This window comes from Streptomyces scopuliridis RB72 (assembly GCF_000718095.1).
GTDB lineage: Bacteria > Actinomycetota > Actinomycetes > Streptomycetales > Streptomycetaceae > Streptomyces > Streptomyces scopuliridis.
Map to the genome: position 1 here is coordinate 69,809 of NZ_JOEI01000032.1, position 16,116 is coordinate 85,924.

15 protein-coding genes and 1 pseudogene are annotated in these 16,116 nt (G+C 69.8%); 13 read left to right on the forward strand and 3 right to left on the reverse strand.

The annotated features are described in order from the left end of the window. Positions 1-13 precede the first annotated feature (13 nt). Positions 14-1,216: an MBL fold metallo-hydrolase gene (locus tag IF11_RS0131685; protein WP_030355231.1), complete on the forward strand. Its 1,203-nt coding sequence runs from the start codon at positions 14-16 to the stop codon at positions 1,214-1,216. A gap of 185 nt (positions 1,217-1,401) precedes the next feature. Here IF11_RS0131685 and IF11_RS0131690 read toward each other — a convergent pair whose 3' ends face one another. After that, positions 1,402-2,022, reverse strand: a complete 621-nt coding sequence (locus IF11_RS0131690) for a hypothetical protein (protein ID WP_030355232.1) — start codon at positions 2,020-2,022, stop codon at positions 1,402-1,404. 205 nt (positions 2,023-2,227) lie between these two features. Here IF11_RS0131690 and IF11_RS0131695 point away from each other — a divergent pair, with 205 nt between their 5' ends. Continuing rightward, positions 2,228-3,094: an IclR family transcriptional regulator gene (locus tag IF11_RS0131695; RefSeq protein WP_280521094.1), complete on the forward strand. Its 867-nt coding sequence runs from the start codon at positions 2,228-2,230 to the stop codon at positions 3,092-3,094. A 272-nt stretch (positions 3,095-3,366) separates the two neighbouring features. Here IF11_RS0131695 and IF11_RS42475 read toward each other — a convergent pair. Beyond that, positions 3,367-3,606 (reverse strand): annotated as a pseudogene (locus IF11_RS42475) (IS701 family transposase); the annotation flags it as partial. A 434-nt stretch (positions 3,607-4,040) separates the two neighbouring features. Here IF11_RS42475 and IF11_RS0131705 point away from each other — a divergent pair. The 5 genes from IF11_RS0131705 (at position 4,041) to fahA (ending at position 9,696) form a co-directional block, all read left to right on the forward strand. Next, a complete protein-coding gene (locus tag IF11_RS0131705) occupies positions 4,041-4,226 on the forward strand; it encodes a hypothetical protein (protein ID WP_030355235.1) in 186 nt (61 codons plus the stop codon). A 284-nt stretch (positions 4,227-4,510) separates the two neighbouring features. Then, positions 4,511-5,893 (forward strand): formylglycine-generating enzyme family protein, encoded by a 1,383-nt coding sequence (locus tag IF11_RS0131710; protein ID WP_051746392.1) that lies wholly within the window; start codon positions 4,511-4,513, stop codon positions 5,891-5,893. A 493-nt stretch (positions 5,894-6,386) separates the two neighbouring features. Beyond that, complete coding sequence (locus tag IF11_RS0131715; protein ID WP_030355237.1) at positions 6,387-7,604, forward strand: homogentisate 1,2-dioxygenase; 1,218 nt, start codon at positions 6,387-6,389, stop codon at positions 7,602-7,604. 77 nt (positions 7,605-7,681) lie between these two features. Beyond that, positions 7,682-8,473, forward strand: coding sequence for a hypothetical protein (locus IF11_RS0131720; RefSeq protein WP_206300629.1), 792 nt, complete (start codon positions 7,682-7,684; stop codon positions 8,471-8,473). Beyond that, positions 8,470-9,696, forward strand: a complete 1,227-nt coding sequence (fahA, locus tag IF11_RS0131725; RefSeq protein WP_037729087.1) for a fumarylacetoacetase — start codon at positions 8,470-8,472, stop codon at positions 9,694-9,696. The genes IF11_RS0131720 and fahA overlap by 4 nt, the downstream gene beginning before the upstream one ends. 398 nt (positions 9,697-10,094) lie before the next feature. On the opposite strand, the gene IF11_RS0131730 is transcribed toward fahA, so the two are convergent. After that, entirely contained in the window at positions 10,095-10,892 is a 798-nt protein-coding gene (locus IF11_RS0131730) for a DeoR/GlpR family DNA-binding transcription regulator (protein ID WP_030355240.1), read from the reverse strand. Positions 10,893-11,037: 145 nt separating this feature from the next. Here IF11_RS0131730 and IF11_RS0131735 point away from each other — a divergent pair, with 145 nt between their 5' ends. The 6 genes from IF11_RS0131735 (at position 11,038) to IF11_RS0131760 (ending at position 16,098) form a co-directional block, all read left to right on the forward strand. Beyond that, positions 11,038-11,925, forward strand: a complete 888-nt coding sequence (locus IF11_RS0131735; RefSeq protein ID WP_030355241.1) for an SIS domain-containing protein — start codon at positions 11,038-11,040, stop codon at positions 11,923-11,925. Positions 11,926-12,232: 307 nt separating this feature from the next. After that, complete coding sequence (locus tag IF11_RS0131740; RefSeq protein ID WP_063759270.1) at positions 12,233-14,125, forward strand: sensor histidine kinase; 1,893 nt, start codon at positions 12,233-12,235, stop codon at positions 14,123-14,125. Positions 14,126-14,132: 7 nt separating this feature from the next. Continuing rightward, positions 14,133-14,570 carry a roadblock/LC7 domain-containing protein gene (locus IF11_RS0131745; RefSeq protein WP_030355243.1) on the forward strand — a complete coding sequence of 146 codons (438 nt, stop codon included), beginning with the start codon at positions 14,133-14,135 and terminating at the stop codon, positions 14,568-14,570. A 2-nt stretch (positions 14,571-14,572) separates the two neighbouring features. Then, the gene (locus tag IF11_RS0131750; protein WP_030355244.1) at positions 14,573-14,944 is read left to right on the forward strand and encodes a DUF742 domain-containing protein; all 372 of its coding nucleotides are present in this window, start codon (positions 14,573-14,575) and stop codon (positions 14,942-14,944) included. Beyond that, on the forward strand, positions 14,922-15,554 hold the full coding sequence (locus IF11_RS0131755; protein WP_030355245.1) for a GTP-binding protein: 633 nt from the start codon (positions 14,922-14,924) through the stop codon (positions 15,552-15,554). The genes IF11_RS0131750 and IF11_RS0131755 overlap by 23 nt, the downstream gene beginning before the upstream one ends. Positions 15,555-15,567: 13 nt before the next feature. After that, positions 15,568-16,098, forward strand: coding sequence for a GAF domain-containing protein (locus IF11_RS0131760; RefSeq protein WP_030355246.1), 531 nt, complete (start codon positions 15,568-15,570; stop codon positions 16,096-16,098). Positions 16,099-16,116: the final 18 nt, after the last annotated feature.

The following is a 16,116-nucleotide window of genomic DNA, read 5'->3' on the forward strand; positions in this document are numbered from 1 at the left end:
TCCAGGAGGTGCTGTGACAGGCGCTGGTTCCCCCCTTTCGTTGCGCTCCCGGCTGCGCTCGCTGCGACCCGCGGCCTTCGGGGCCGATTCGGCGGGCGAGCGGCTGGAGCGGATCCACCGCTCGCCGAACTTCGTCGACGGGGTGTTCCAGAACCCGGTGGGTGCCAGGACCAGACCGTCCGGCGCCTCGGGGCTGGAGTTCGCGAAGATCTACTTCCAGAAGGAGGCGCGCGCCCGGCGGTCGCCGATCGGCACCATTCCCGTGCACCCGACCACCCTCGCGGATCTCGCCGCGCCCCCGGCCTCCGGCCTCCGCCTCACCTGGATGGGGCATTCGAGTGTGCTCGCCGAGATCGACGGCCGGCGCGTGCTCTTCGACCCCGTCTGGGGCGAGCGATGTTCACCGTTCGCCTTCGCGGGGCCGAAGCGGCTGCACCCCGTACCCGTCCCGCTCGCCTCCCTCGGGCCGGTCGATGTCGTCGTGATCTCCCACGACCACTACGACCACCTGGATCTGCCCACGATCCGGGCCCTCGCCTCCACGGACACGGTCTTCGCCGTACCGCTCGGTGTCGGCGCCCATCTGGAGAGGTGGGGCGTGCCCGCGTCCCGGCTGCGTGAACTGGACTGGAACGAGTCCACCGAGGTCGCCGGAATCCGGCTGACCGCCACCCCCGCGCGGCACTTCTGCGGTCGCGGTCTGCGCAACCAGCAGCACACCCTCTGGGCGTCCTGGGCCGTGGCCGGTCCCGAGCACCGGATCTACCACAGCGGGGACACCGGCTACTTCCCCGGATTCCGTGACATCGGCGCCGAGCACGGCCCGTTCGACGCCACCATGATCCAGATCGGGGCGTACAGCGAGTACTGGCCCGACATCCATATGACCCCAGCCGAGGGCATGCGCGCCCATCTCGATCTCCAGGGCGGCCGTCCGTCCGGCGTGATGCTGCCGATCCACTGGGGTACGTTCAACCTCGCCCCGCACCCGTGGGCCGAGCCCGGCGAGTGGACCAAGGATGCCGCCGAGGAAGCCGAGCAGCCAGCCGCAGTTCCCCGGCCGGGCGAGCCCTTCGAACCCGCGGGAACGCTTCCCCTCGATCCCTGGTGGCGGGCGGTGGCTGCCCCGATTGCACACCCCTGGCGCCGCAGCGAGGCAACGGACGTTGCTCAGGGTCGGGACAATCGCGATCTTGATCTCGCAGGTGAGCGGTGACTCGGGGCAGGGATGAAAGCCTGAACGCAATGACGCAGGCGTTCGCCAAGTTGACGGAGGCCGCATAAAAGCAGGCGATCCAGGCGCTCGGCGGTCCCCCTCGACGGGGGAGCTGATGCGGCACCTGTTACCCGGGCCGAAGACCTCGGTGCCCAATCCGTGCAGTGTCACTCTGCTCATCGTGGTCAGTGATCCTTGGCCAGCACCGGAGACTCGTCACGACCGTCGCCGGCCGCCGAAGGCGTGCGCTCGCTCAGCTCGGCGAGCCCTTCGGTCGCGGGCAGCGGGTTATAGATGAGACTGAGGTGGAGTCCGTACACCCAGTGCCAGACGAACACGGTGAGGATGTACGTCCCGCCGAGTTCGAGGCTGAGGAAGCCCGGGTCGGTGCCCCGTGCGGGACCGTAGACCTGGGGGGTCATGAACGCGACGCTGATGACGGCGAGCAGGGTGCCGAAGACCAGCCCCTTGGTCAGGTTGCCGGCCGGCGAGTTCCGCCATGGCAGCACGGGGTGAAGGGCACATGCGTAGACGACGGCGAACAGGATGCCGTCGAGATAGTGGAACACGCCGCCGGTGACGAACTTGGCGAGGGGGGAGGCGAAGGGCACGTAGACCCAGCCGTTCGCGGTGTTCCAGTCGAGCCTCGTCAGCCCGACACCGGGGAACCAGTAACCGAATATGGTCGCCACGTGCGTCGCGACGACGCCGGCGAGTACAGCCGCGGCGACCCGGTGCCCGGTGGCCCAGGTGCGCCACCAGCGGATGCTCTCGTTGTTCGTGCGTGGTGTGCGGCTCTGCGACATTGAAGTGCCGATCCGTGAGAGGTGAGTCCCTCATTCCGCGCAGGTGAAGAACGAGGGCGTGGGCGTCAAGGCTGCCGTGGCGATGCGCAGGGTGACCGGAGCTGACGGCGCCTGGGCAGTGCTGAGGTCTCGTCAAGAGGTGGCGGTGAACAAGGCCCCAGCGCTGTTGTTCCGATTATCGGTACTGCTGTATTGTTTATCGGTGATGACAGTGTGGAGTGGTGAGCCGACCGCGTCAACAGCTTCGGGCCATTCCTCATCGACACGGCAGCGAGGAGGTCGCGGTCGCGGCCTTCGACTGCCACCGCCGTGCCGCGGCACGGCGAACCGAGGAGTCGCATTGCCCGAGATCTCCAAAACTGCTGATCAAGCACTCATGCTGCTGCTGAACATCGGTGAGGAGGGGCGTGGTACCGCCGCGGCCCTCGCCGACCGGCTGGGCATGCACCGCACCGTCGCCCACCGGCTCCTGGCCACGCTGGAACAGCGCGGCTTCGTACGGCGGCAGCCCGGCGGATACGAACTGGGCATGGTTCTTCGGCATCTTGCGGCGAGCGTGGAACCGGAACTGCTGCACATCTCGCGGCCCATCATGGAAGAACTGAGCGCGGCCACCGGGGAGGCCACCGTCCTCAGCATGCGCGAGGGCGATGACCTCGTCACGGCCGACATCGTGCATGGCTCCCGCCACTTGGTCCGCGTGGCGCTGGACCCGGGCTTCAGGCATCCCCTGCACGTGGGTGCGGCCGGCCGTGCGATTCTCGCCTTCCTTCCGGACCGTGCCCGGCGGCCGGTCGTCGGCTCCAGTCACAGGCCGGACGCACTGGAAGCGCGGTTGGACGAGATCCGCAAGGCCGGATATGCGTACTCGCGGGATGAGTTGCAGCAGGGCGTCAGCGGCATCGCGGTCCCGGTCTTCTCCGCGGGCGCCGTCACCGCGAGCCTGAGCGTGGTCGTCCCGGTCAGCCGACACGCCGTTTTGCAGGACTGGCTCGCCGATACGCTGGCGGCGGCCGCGCGGATGAGCCGCGAGCTGGACGCGGCACACCAGCAGGCGGAACAAGACCGCTGACGACGATTTTGGAACGGGCTCCACCACCCGGTCGACACCCGGAGCGGTCGGCGGCCGCCCCGGGTCCACCTGCGCGGCACCGGTCGGACCGACGTGGTTCCGTACCCTCTGACGATCGAGCGGTCGGCTGTCATGCGCGCCGCCACGAGGGCGGCGGGGTGTCACCGCGGAGCACCCGCGTTCCCGCCGACCGGAATCCGATGCCTTCCGGGACGCTTTGAGGTCTCGCTCGCCATTATTCGGCTACAGGTCTCGGCGTTCCCGGAGTACCGGACCGCGTTCTCGTCCCACTCGGAGTGGTTGAGCAGACGTTGTACACCGTCCGGGCGGAGCTGGCCGAGCTGCTCGGCCAGCGTCCAACCGTTCTTCTTCTCCAGCGGCGCAAGCAGGCCCGTCATGTAGTCCAGAGCCCGATCGCGTGGCTCCGACCTGCCAAAACGATGCCCGAACCGGGCATAACTCCGCTGTGCCATCGGACGACGACTCGATCTGCTCAACCTCCAGCGATTCATTGCACAGCCCGGCCAACGAGCAACCTCACCGACCGTCACACCACATGCGGCCGCAGTGCAAAGCCGCTCGGTCGGCGTGCTCTTGAGACGGGCTCCGCCTCGCTCCCCGTACCCCATACCGCAGTTGGTGGCGGGTGCTTCCGGCTGGTCATCGGGACAAGACCCCGCAGCCGTGCGATCCGGTGAGCGGGAGAACGGGGCGGCGACCCGCTCCGGGGGTGCCGCGGCCGCGCATGCGCACCGCCGGCCCGGACCGGCCGGACCGGGATGTGCCCGTCGGCAGGCGCGTGTTGTGCCTCGGCATCGCGTAACCCGATTATCGGTACGAGTTGTTCTATAAACGGGATGCGTTTAGTGTCTTGGCAGGTCAGGGGCCGCACGGCCTCCTCGGCGGCGCCCCGGCCCTGGCCTCTTCTTGCCCAAAGGAGTCAGACATGGCGTTCTGCCGCCGCACCGGCGACATCCCGCCCAAGCGGCACACCCTTCATCCGCGTCCGGGTGGGGGTACGTACAACGAGGAGCTGGCCGGAGAAGAGGGATTCTCCACCGCCCGCGCACCACGCACACCGCGGCTTCTGCGCGGTGACGGCAACCATCGCGCCGGCCTCCTTCTGAGCTGACCTCGGCCCGTCCGGTGTCACCATCGGGCCCGGCCGGGCCCGACCCCTGCCGGCCACTCGGCCAGCGCCGTTCCCACCATCACGCCCGTGCCATCCGCCGTGGCTCGCCCTGATCAACGCCGCCGCGACCACCTTCGGCGCCCACCAGCCGATCAGTCTCCACCAGGCCGCACGCACAGCCGTACATGGCCTTCCCGCATGACACGGAACCCGTCCGCGGCCTTCCCCCACCCCCGACCGGTTCTTCACCAGCCGGGGGACAGCGCACTACAGCAAGGAGCACCATGAAAGCCATACGAGTCGCCGCAATCGCCGTCTCACTCAGTCTGGGCACCCTGGCCACCACCGTCAGCGCGTCCGCCGTGACGGCCAACGAGCAGGTGAAGGCGCTTGAAACGTCACTGACCGAGCTGCAGGACTCCCTGACCTGGCAGGGGTCGGCGGGCGCCACCTACCCGGCCGTCGACACCGCCGTCGACCAGACCCTGGAAGACCTCGGCCGCGTCCAGCGGGAGCACCCCGCCGCGGTGCCCCGGGCCGACACCTTCCAGAGCCAGCTGGCACGACTCGCCTCGGAGGCCGACTACTGGGTGCGGGTGACCGCGGAGAGCGGCTACGCACCGGGTGTCCTCGACACCGTGTCCAATGTGCAGGCGGGGCTCAAGGAGTGGTGGACCGAGACGGGAGAGATCCGGGAGAACCTGCGCAAGCCCGTTACCCTCCGGCCCGCTCGCCCTGCCGCACCCAGCCTCACCACCGTCGACGAGACCACCCGACCGGGAACCGTCTTCAGCGATGTCCGGGAGAAGAACGCCCTGAAGATGGTCGTCGTGCCGCCCGGCGGCTACACCGCGGGCGCCACCGAGGAGGAGCAGGAGGTCTTCGGCGTGCCGGCGGCGCGCCGCCACTTCGAACGCCCCCAGAAGCAGGTGACCGTCGGCAAGCCGGTCGCCGTCGGGCGTACCGAGGTCACCGTCGGCCAGTTCAAGCGGTTCGTCAAGGAGACCGGTTACCAGCCCGCCCGGGGAATGCGCACCTGGGTGGCCAACGAGGACTCGCTGCTGCAGTTCCGGCCGGACCTGAACTACCTGAACCCGGGGTTCCCGCAGACCGACGACGACCCGGTGGTCGGCATCACGAAGAACGATGCCGAGGCCTTCGCCGCCTGGATGTCCAAGCGCACCGGCGAGAAGTACCGGCTGCCCACCGAGGGCGAGTGGGAGTACGCCGCGCGTGGTGGCACCCAGACGCCGTTCTTCTGGGGAGAAGACGTCGAAGACGCCGGTCGTTACGCCAACACCTACGACGAGGACGCGTACGCGGCGAACCGCTTCTCCGTCCTCGGCAGCGGCGAATGGGACCACATGGAGAACGTCCACGACGGCTTCGAGTACACCGCCCCGGTCGGCTCTTTCAAGCCCAACGCCTTCGGCCTGTACGACATGACCGGCAACGCCCGCGAGTTCGTGGCCGACACCTGGATCGACAGCCAGGCCGGAGCCACGCCCGACGCATCCGTACGACACGGCGAGGCGCCGTTCGTCGTACTGCGCGGCGGCGCCTGGGCCTACCAGCCGCAGAACCTGCGCATCGCCTACCGCAGCGGCTACCTCTCCTCCGAGACCCGGACCAACATGTTCGGATTCCGGCTCGTCCGCAGCCTCTGAGCCGGCCGCTCCCGGCAGCGCCGGGTGATGCCGCGGGGCGGCGCCCTGCCCATCACCGCCCCCGCCAGGCCGGGCGGTCCGCCCGGCCTGGCGGCGATGCCTCCCGGTGCGGGCCTTGCCCGCACGGCGACCACGCAGCGACCCCGGCAGGCGCTGCGGTGCGGAGGCGGACGCGGCCCGGTACGGATCAGTCTGTCGGCTGCATACAGGGCTGCCTGAACGGCTCGGGTCACATCATTGGGCACCGATTATCGGTTCTATTTGTCCTATAAACGGGATGTGGCTACGCTCTATACACCCGGAGATCCACCGCGTCCCGCGAGCTGCGGTCCGCAAGCCACACCAAGGCTCCATGGGTGCCCGTAAGGGCATTTGTTCCTGGCGCGCCGCAGAACCGACGCGGCCACGCTGAGCGGCGCCGGTCGCAGAGCCCGAGAGCCGCTTGCGCGCGGGCCGTTCCTGTCCCGCTGCCATCGTCACGAAGGAACCAGTTATGGCGTTCTACCGTCGAGTGGGCGATGTCCCGCCCAAACGGCACACCCAGCACCGCCGCCCGGACGGCGGCCTGTATTACGAGGAACTGGTGGGAGAGGAAGGCTTTGCCGCCGACTCCTCGCTGCTCTACCACAGCCAAATCCCGTCGGCCATCACCGACAGCCGGCCCTGGGAGCCGCCGGATGCGGCCACGGTCCCCAACCATCCCCTCAAGCCGCGCCACCTGCGCCTGCACGATCTCTTCCCGGGCCAGGAGTGGAAGGCGTCGGATGTGGTGACCGCCCGGCGGTTGCTGTTGGCAAACGGGGATGTGCGCATCTCCTACGTGGTGGCCGGCAGCCCTTCGCCGCTGTACCGCAACGCCATCGGCGACGAGTGCGTCTATGTGGAGAGCGGCAGCGCCCAGGTGGAGACGATTTTCGGAACCCTGGAAGTCGGCCGTGGTGATTACGTGATCCTCCCGCGCGTCACCACGCATCGCTGGGTGCCGAAGGGTGCCGAGCCACTGCGGGCCTACTGCATCGAGGCCTTCAGCCATATCGCTCCCCCCAAGCGGTACCTGTCGCGGTATGGGCAGCTGCTGGAGCACGCCCCGTACTGCGAGCGCGATCTGCGTGGCCCGGACGGGCCGCTCCTGGCGACGGATGACGGCGAAGCGGAAGTCTTCGTAAAGCACCGTGGTCCTGGCGCGAACGGGATCAGCGGCACCGTCCTCACCAGTCCTCACCACCCGTTCGACGTGGTGGGCTGGGACGGGTGCCTATACCCCTACGCCTTCAACATCGACGACTTCGAACCGCTCACCGGCCGGGTCCACCAGCCCCCGCCCGCACACCAGGTCTTCGAAGGACATAACTTCGTGATCTGCAACTTCGTGCCGCGCAAGGTGGACTACCACCCGCTGGCCATCCCGGTGCCCTATCACCACTCGAACGTGGACTCCGACGAGGTGATGTTCTACTGCGGCGGGGAGTACGAGGCCCGCGAAGGCTCCGGAATCGGCCAGGGCTCGGTCTCCCTTCATCCGGGCGGCATTTCCCACGGGCCGCAGCCCGGCGCCCAGGAGCGGAGCATCGGCGTGGAGTTCTTCGACGAGCTGGCCGTCATGGTCGACACCTTCCGGCCGCTGGAGCTCGGCGCGGAAGGGCTCGCCTGCGAAGACCCCGCCTACGCCTGGACCTGGAGCGTGCGCGGTTCCGAAGGGCGACAGTCATGACCCGGGTCTCAGTCGGTTCTCCGCTGTTCGCTCACCTGGTGGACGACGCCGGGCTTTTCCCGCCCGAGGCTCTCACCATGACCGAGGCAACGGCCAGGCACCGCCACGACAGCGCGGCAGGGCACCCCGTACTGAGCGACCGGTTCCTGTGCACCACCGGCGATCTGCCCGCGCTCCTGGAGTCCCTGCACCCCGAGGACCGCTTCAGCGTCGGGCTCATCTCCCACCTCGACCCCTCCACGGTCCGCAGCGCGCTGGCCCGCACAGCCGACGACCCCCGCGTCGAACTCGTGGGCGTCGAGGGACCGTTGCCCTCCGGGTCGGACTCCCCGGCTGCGGTGATGCGGGCACTGACCGCGCTGGACGAACTACCGCAGCACGCATCGGGGTATGTCGAGGTACCGCTTGCTGGTGACCGCGCCCCCGTGGCCGTGCTTCGGCTGCTGGCCCAAGGGCACAGGGCGGCCAAGGTGCGCTGCGGTGGCCTGCGCGCCGAACTGTTCCCCAGCTGCCAGAGCCTGGGAGCCTTCGTCCACGCCTGCGTGACCGAAGACGTCCCCTTCAAGGCGACCGCCGGCCTCCACCACGCCGTCCGCCACCGCGACGAGCGAACTGGATTCATCCACCACGGATTTCTCAACCTGCTCCTGGCGGTATGCCGGGTGGCGGACGGCGGCACCGTCGAAGCGGCCGTCGCGGTGCTCGGATCCACTGACACCGAGGCGCTGACCGCGGAGGCACGCCAGGTCTCCACGGCCACCGCGGCCAAGGCCCGTGCGCTCTTCGTCGCCTACGGCTCCTGCAGTACCAGCGAGCCCATCGATGACCTGCGGGCCCTCGGCCTGGTGGCGAAGGAGGACACCGCATGAACCGCTCCTGGGTACCCGTACCGGACGGCAGCGACTTCCCCATACACAACCTCCCCTACGGCGTGTTCTCCCGCCCAGGAGAAGCCCCCCGGGTAGGGGTGGCCATAGGCGATGCTGTGCTCGACCTGTCGCGTCTGGACCTGCCCGCAGCCGGCGACTTCGCCGCAGACGCCCTCAACCCCTTCATGTCCAAAGGGCCCGCGGCGTGGCGCGCGGCGCGCACCCGGATCACCGAACTCCTGACAGACGTCACCCACCGGCCCGCCCTTGCCCCCCACCTCATCCCGCAAACCGAGGTGCGCATGCACCTTCCCTTCCAGGTGGCCGACTACGTCGACTTCTACGCCTCGGAGAACCACGCGACCAACCTCGGCCGGATCTTCCGGCCCGGACAGGAGCCGCTCACCGCCAACTGGAAGCACCTGCCCATCGGTTACCACGGCCGGGCCGGCACCGTCGTGGTCTCCGGCACACCGGTGGTACGCCCCAGCGGGCAGTACAAGCAGCCGGACTCCGCGGCCCCGGTTTTCGGGCCGTCACGGCGACTGGACATCGAGGCCGAGATCGGTTTCGTGGTGGGAACCCCGTCCCGGTTGGGCCACGCAGTCTCCGCGGCGGACTTCGCCGACCACGTCTTCGGCGTGGTTCTGGTCAACGACTGGAGTGCCCGTGACATTCAGGCGTGGGAATACGTGCCCCTGGGGCCTTTCCTCGGCAAGTCGTTCGCCACCTCCGTCTCCCCCTGGGTAGTGCCCTTGGAAGCGCTCGCCCAGGCACGGGTCACCCCACGCCAGCACCCATCCCCCCTTCCCTACCTGGTCGACGGTCGCCGGTGGGGCCTGGACCTCACAATGGAGGTTCGGCTCAACGGGCACCTGATCTCCCGGCCTCCGTTCGGTACCGCGTACTGGACCCCCGACCAGCAACTGGCCCACATGACCGTCAACGGCGCATCCCTGCGCACGGGCGACCTCTACGCATCCGGCACCATTTCCGGACCGCGCCGCGACGAGCGCGGCTCGCTGATCGAACTCACTTGGAACGGCAGTGAGCCATTGGAGCTGTCCGACGGCTCCCGCCGGACCTTCCTGCGTGACGGCGACACGGTCACCATCAGCGCCGCCACCCACCTCGCAAACGGCACCAGCCTCGGCTTCGGAGAGGTCACCGGAACCATCGAGCGGACCCTCGCACACCCGAGGGGGAACCCATGGACAAAGTAGTCTCGTCCGCGGAGGAGGCCGTCGCTGACATCCCAGCGGGGTATCGATGGCGGTCGGCGGCTTCGGACTGTGCGGCATCCCCCCGACCGGCCCTATGCGAATCTCGGCACATGTCCACACGCCAGGTGTCCGGCATAGAGGGCTACATCGGGTGTGTTTCTGGCCCGACATCCATATGACCCCGGCCGAGGGCAACGCGCGCCCATCTCGATCTCCAGGGCGACCGTCCGTCCGGCGTGATGCCGCCGATCCACGGGGGTACGTCGGCACGGGCGGCGGCAGCGGGAAGACGGAGGAGACGGCCGAGAGCGCGTCCTCCGCGTAAGCGCGAACGTCCGGGGGCGCGGGGACGTGGGCCCCGCGTCGCCCGGACCGTTCAGGTGTGTCAGGGAGTCCGTTCAGACCTGGAGGACGCGTACCCCGCGCTCCTCGAACCGGCGCGCCCACTCCGGCGCGCCGGAGTCCGTGATGAGCGTCCCGATGTCCTCCACCGGACAGATCCGCGCGAACGCGCGGGCGCCCAGCTTGGAGCTGTCCGCCACCACGACCAGCGTCCGCGCCCGCTCGGCGAGCAGCGCGTTGATGCTCGCCTCGTGCTCGCTGTGGGCACCGGCGCCCGACTCCGTGTCGACGGAGTCCGCACCGATGAACGCGATGTCGAGGCTGACCTCGCCGATGATGTGCCGGGCCAGCGGCCCGACGAGCTCGTACGACTGGGGCATCGCGACCCCGCCCGTCGTCACCACCTTGATGTGCGGCCGCACCGCCAGCTCATGGGCGATGTTCAGCGCGTTGGTGACGATCGTGAGCGCCGGCTCCTCGGCCATCCGCTCCTCGGCCGTTCCCCGCAGCTCACCGCGGGTGGCGAGGGCCCTGGCCACCTCCGAGGTGGTCGTGCCGCCGTTCAGTCCGACCACCATGCCGCGTTCGGTCATCGCCGCCGCGGCGCGCGCGATGCGCTCCTTCGCCCCGGCGTGCCGTACCGCCTTGTACCGCAGCGGCAGTTCGTACGCGACGGAGTGTGCCACCGCCCCGCCCCGGGTACGGGTCACCAGCTGCTGCTCGGCGAGGTGATCGAGGTCGCGGCGGATGGTCGCCACGGACACCCCCAGCTCCGCGGCGACGGACTCGACCTCCAGCTGATGCCGCTCGGTCAGCAGCTCAAGCAAGGTCGTATGCCGCTCATGGCGATTCACCGTAACCCCCTCGATCCCGTGGACCCTTGATCCTATGTGCTCGTGACCTCAGCCGGATTGCTTGTTAGTGATCGAAACTGTCGTCTAGCATGCAGAAACAATCATACGGTTCGGAGTCATACGGCTCAGGGGAGTGGAGACGCACATGACGTATGTGGAGACGGAACTGGCCAGTCAGCCCGAGTGCTGGCGCCGGGCGGCGGCCCTGGCCGAGGGGGTGCGCGACAAGCTGCCCGAGCCCGGTGAACGCGTGGCCGTCGTCGGCTGCGGCACCTCGCTGTTCATGGCCCGCGCCTACGCCGGGCTGCGGGAGGGGGCGGGGCTGGGCGAGACGGACGCGTTCGCCGCCTCCGAGTTCCCCGCAGGCCGCCGCTACGACCGGATCGTGGCGCTGACCCGGTCGGGGACGACCACCGAGGTGCTGTCCCTGCTCGCGGACGTCCGCGGCACCGCCCGTACGACCGCGATCACGGCGGACCCCGAGACTCCGGTGCGTACGGCCGCCGATGATCTGGTCGTACTGGACTTCGCCGACGAGCGGTCCGTCGTCCAGACGCGCTTCGCCACCACCGCGCTCACGCTGCTCCGCGCGCACCTCGGTCTGCACTCGGACGCGGCCGTCACGGACGCGGAGACGGCCCTCGCGGAGCCGCTGCCCGCAGGGGTGACCGAGTGCACGCAGTTCACATTCCTCGGCCGGGGCTGGACGGTGGGGCTCGCGGAGGAGGGCGCGCTCAAGATGCGGGAGGCGGCGCTGGCCTGGACCGAGGCGTATCCGGCGATGGAGTACCGCCATGGTCCGATCAGCATCACGACCCAGGGGACGGCCACGTGGGCGCTCGGGCCGGCCCCCGAGGGGCTGGGGGAGCAGGTGCGGGCCACCGGTGGGCTGTGGGTGCCGGGGACGCTGGACCCGCTGGCCGAGCTGGTGCGGATCCAGCGGCTCGCCCTCGCGCTGGCGGACCGGCGCGGTCTCGACCCGGACAACCCGCGCCATCTCAGCCGCTCCGTGATTCTGTCGCCGTCCTCCTGAGCATCCCTTCCCCTCCCGTCTCTTCTGTCCCTTTTCTGTCCCTCCCGTCCTCGTAGGGGAGTTCGGCCCGGTGCCCCGCACCGGGCCGAACGCGTATTTCGCGCTGATGTGCGATGCCTCATACCAGAGCAGGATGCTCTGTGGGGAACTTCGTCAACTGCCCACCGCGAAGGAACGTTCGGCGACTACCGTGTGTGCTCGGTGATCAACGGAGGGCGTTGCGGTATGCGCAGGTCCTGCCGCTGCCGCCGGAACCGGAACACCCGCACGACGCCGCTTCCTGGGGCCCCACGTACCGAGGACACTGATGTCTCAACTTCGCGCACCCGTCGCGCGGCCGGAGCGCCGCGAGGGCGGGCGGCACGGCAGGCCGGGCTCCCGCTCGTTCTCGTCCCCGGCGAGGGCGGAGACGCCGACGCCGACGCCGCCCGACGCCCGCATACGGCCTCAACTCCTGCGCACCGCCGTCCTTCCGGCGATAGTCGCCGCGCTCTGCGGCGCCGCCGCCGTCGTGCTCATCCTGCGGTCCACGGCGGCGGAACCGACCGCCGCGCTCTGGACGGCCCTGTTCGGCATGGCGCTGCTCGCCTTCGCCGCCATCGCGGCGGCCGCCCTCGGCGCGGAACGTACCGCGAAGTCCGTCCTGGACCGCTGCAACGCGATGCGCCGCTCCAGCGCGCGCGGGCAGGCCGAGCTCCGTGCGGTCGTCGAGCAGCTCCGACGGGGCGAGCGGGTGCCCGTACGCCCCGCACCGGCCCCGCCCGCCGTTCCCGGCGGTGACGAATTCGATCTGCTGGCACAGGAATTGGGCCGCTCCCGGGATGCCGCCGTCGCCGCTGTGGTGCAGGCTTCCCGGCTCTCCAGCAGCGTCGGGGACGAACAGAAGGTGGAGGTCTTCGTCAATCTGGCCCGTCGGCTCCAGTCCCTCGTCCACCGGGAGATCCAGCTGCTGGATGAGCTGGAGAACGAGGTCGAGGACCCGGAGCTGCTGAAGGGCCTCTTCCACGTCGATCATCTGGCGACCCGTATCCGCAGGCACGCCGAGAACCTCGCCGTCCTCGGCGGGGCGATCTCCCGGCGCCAGTGGAGCAGGCCGGTCACCATGACGGAGGTCCTGCGCTCGGCCATCGCCGAGGTCGAGCAGTACCCGCGGATCAAGCTCGTACCGCCGATCGACGGCACACTGCGCGGACACGCCGTGGCCGATGTCATCCATCTGCTGGCCGAACTGGTCGAGAACGCCACGCTCTTCTCCTCCCCGCACACCCAAGTGCTGCTGCGGGCCCAGCATGTGACGGCGGGTCTGGCCATCGAGGTGGAGGACCGGGGCCTCGGGATGCCGTTCAACGAGCAGAAGAAGATGAACGGTCTGCTCACCGACCCCGACCAGGTCAATGTCGCGCATCTGCTCCAGGACGGGCGGATCGGGCTCTTCGTGGTGTCGGCCCTGGCGCGCAGGCACGGCATCGCCGTACGTCTCCAGTCCAATATCTACGGTGGGATCCAGGCCGTACTGGTCCTGCCGCAGGCGCTGCTCGGCTCGGACCAGGCGGACGAGCGGAACGGCGAGCACCAGACGTACGGGACCCAGCCCCAGCCCCAAACACAGCCGCAACCTCAGCCGAGGATGTACGAGGCGCAGCTCCCGTCCCAGCAGCCACCGCCACCGCCACCGTCCCAGTCTCAGCCCCAGTCACCGCCCCAGACTCCGTCCGGGCCGACGCCACCCCAGGGCGCCCCCGCACCGCTCCCCGTCCGTGACACGGGCGCCGATCGCCCCACCCCCGCCGCCGCGCGCCCCGGCGCCGTCCATCCCGACCGGCGGCGACCGGTCGCCGCACCGGATCCGGCCCGTCCGCGGGTCGAGCCCCTCGGTGACGGCACGATCCACGCCACCGCGAGCCGGCCCCAACTGCCCCGGCGCCGTGGCCAGGAGCATATGGTCCCGCAACTGCGCGAGGCCCCGCCCGCGCCGCCTCATGCCCAGGAGGCCGTGCTCCACGACCCCGGGCTGATGGCCGCCTTCCAGCGGGGCATCGGCCTCGCCGAATCCCAGCCCGCCCGCCCATCGGCTCCCCCGCACGACCCGCTGACCGACCCTCTGCCGGATCCCCTGCCCGACCCGTTGACCGACTCACTGTCCGAGCCCCTCGCGGAACCGCCGGAACCGCAGCGCCACGACACCACCCCCAAGGAGTAGATGCACCATGGCGAGCGATGTGCCGACCGGCCATGTCTCCGACCTCGACTGGCTGTTGAGCGGTCTGGTCCAGCGAGTCCCGTACACCCGCAGCGCGGTGCTGCTCTCCTCCGACGGCCTGGTGAGGTCCGTGCACGGCCTGGACCCCGACAGCGCCGACCACATGGCGGCGCTCGCCTCCGGCCTCTACTCCCTGGGCCGCAGCGCCGGGGTGCGGTTCGGTGACGGCGGGGAGGTCCGTCAGGTCGTCGTGGAGCTCGACTCGACCCTGCTCTTCGTCTCCACCGCGGGCTCGGGCACCTGTCTCGCCGTGCTGGCGGGCCGCGAGGCGGACGCCGCCGTCCTCGGCTACGAGATGGCGATGCTGGTCAAGAGCGTACGGCCGTATCTGGTCACCCCGCTCAGGCATGGGGCCGGCTTCTCCCCGAGCGCCGCGGGGCACTGACGGTGCCGCTTCCGACGGAGGGGCCCTGGCTCGACGACGCGGCCGGCCGGCTCATCCGCCCGTACGCCGTGAGCGGGGGCCGGACCCGGCCCACGACGGCCCTGGACCTGCTCACGCTGGTCATGTCCACGGGATCGGGGCCCCAGGCGCATCTCGGGCCGGAGCACTCCCATGCCATGGACCTCTGCCAGGGGCCGACCTCGGTCGCGGAGGTCGCGGCGCATCTGCGGCTCCCCGTGACGGTCACCAAGGTGCTGCTCTCCGATCTCGTGGACTGCGGGGCGATCACCGCGCGGCCGCCCCACAGCTTCGACCACCCCACCGATCGATTCCTGCTGGAGGCAGTCCTCGATGGTCTACGACGACAGCTCTGATGTCCCCGCCGCCGCCCTTGCCGCCCCCGTCGTCCCCGAGCCCTTTCCCACCGCGCTGAAGGTCCTGGTCGCGGGTGGTTTCGGGGTCGGCAAGACGACGTTCGTGGGAGCCGTCAGCGAGATCGCGCCGCTGAGTACGGAGGAGCTGCTGACCCAGGTCAGCGCCGCGACCGACGATCTGACGGGCGTCGAGGCCAAGACATCGACGACGGTCGCCATGGACTTCGGCAGACTGACGCTGGACGAGCGCCATGTGCTGTATCTGTTCGGGACGCCGGGGCAGGAGCGCTTCTGGTTCATGTGGGACGAGCTGTCCCGTGGCGCGCTCGGCGCGATCGTGCTGGCCGACACCCGGCGGCTGGACTACTCCTTCTCCGCGGTGGACTTCTTCGAGCAGCGCGGGATCGGATTCGTCGTCGCCGTCAATGAGTTCGACGGCTCGTACCGCTATGACCCGGAGGAGGTGCGGGCGGCGATCGATCTCAGGCCGGAGGTGCCGATCGTGCTCTGCGACGCGCGCATCGCCAGTTCCGGTATCCAGACGCTGGTCACGCTCGTACAGCATCTGATCACCGCGGCCCCGGCCTCGCCCACGGCCCTCTCAGAGTGACGGAGCTACGCGCATGATGTACGACCCGATCGGCCGTCTGCTGCTCACTCCCGTCGACAGGGAGGCGCCCGACCGTGTGGTCCGGCTGCGCGGGCTCGGGCTGGGGGAGCGCGCCGAACCCGCCTTCGACGCCGTCGCCCAGCAGCTGGCCCAGCTGACGGGCGCTCCGTACGCGATGGTCAACTTCATCGACGAGGAGCGGCAGTTCTTCGCCGGACTGCACGCTCCGCCCGGTGTGGGCAGGGAGCGGTTCATGGCCCGTGACCACGGCTACTGCCCCTATGTGGTGGTACGGCACAAGGCGCTGGTCCTGGAGGACGTGCGGGACTTCCCCCGGTTCGCCGGGAACGCGCTGGTCGACGAGACCGGCATCCGCTCCTATCTCGGGGCGCCGCTCATCGACCGTACGGGGATGGCGCTCGGCACCGTCTGCGTGGCCGACACCGAGCCGAGGCGTTGGGGGCGGACCGGTCTCGACACCATCAAGTCCTTCGCCACCGAACTGATGGCGCAGATCCACCGCAGGGAGGACGGCCTCATCTGAGCTCCTGCTGACGCAGCG

What these genes read in the sequence shown, in the direction of transcription:
- IF11_RS0131715 (WP_030355237.1), top strand. Translation starts at nt 6,387, where the DNA reads ATGGCGTTCTACCGTCGAGTGGGCGATGTCCCGCCCAAACGGCACACC.
- IF11_RS0131710 (WP_051746392.1), top strand. Translation starts at nt 4,511, where the DNA reads ATGAAAGCCATACGAGTCGCCGCAATCGCCGTCTCACTCAGTCTGGGC.
- fahA (WP_037729087.1), top strand. Translation starts at nt 8,470, where the DNA reads ATGAACCGCTCCTGGGTACCCGTACCGGACGGCAGCGACTTCCCCATA.
- IF11_RS0131745 (WP_030355243.1), top strand. Translation starts at nt 14,133, where the DNA reads ATGGCGAGCGATGTGCCGACCGGCCATGTCTCCGACCTCGACTGGCTG.
- IF11_RS0131755 (WP_030355245.1), top strand. Translation starts at nt 14,922, where the DNA reads ATGGTCTACGACGACAGCTCTGATGTCCCCGCCGCCGCCCTTGCCGCC.
- IF11_RS0131705 (WP_030355235.1), top strand. Translation starts at nt 4,041, where the DNA reads ATGGCGTTCTGCCGCCGCACCGGCGACATCCCGCCCAAGCGGCACACC.
- IF11_RS0131720 (WP_206300629.1), top strand. Translation starts at nt 7,682, where the DNA reads ATGACCGAGGCAACGGCCAGGCACCGCCACGACAGCGCGGCAGGGCAC.
- IF11_RS0131695 (WP_280521094.1), top strand. Translation starts at nt 2,228, where the DNA reads ATGACAGTGTGGAGTGGTGAGCCGACCGCGTCAACAGCTTCGGGCCAT.
- IF11_RS0131740 (WP_063759270.1), top strand. Translation starts at nt 12,233, where the DNA reads ATGTCTCAACTTCGCGCACCCGTCGCGCGGCCGGAGCGCCGCGAGGGC.
- IF11_RS0131760 (WP_030355246.1), top strand. Translation starts at nt 15,568, where the DNA reads ATGATGTACGACCCGATCGGCCGTCTGCTGCTCACTCCCGTCGACAGG.
- IF11_RS0131690 (WP_030355232.1), bottom strand. Translation starts at nt 2,022, where the DNA reads ATGTCGCAGAGCCGCACACCACGCACGAACAACGAGAGCATCCGCTGG.
- IF11_RS0131735 (WP_030355241.1), top strand. Translation starts at nt 11,038, where the DNA reads ATGACGTATGTGGAGACGGAACTGGCCAGTCAGCCCGAGTGCTGGCGC.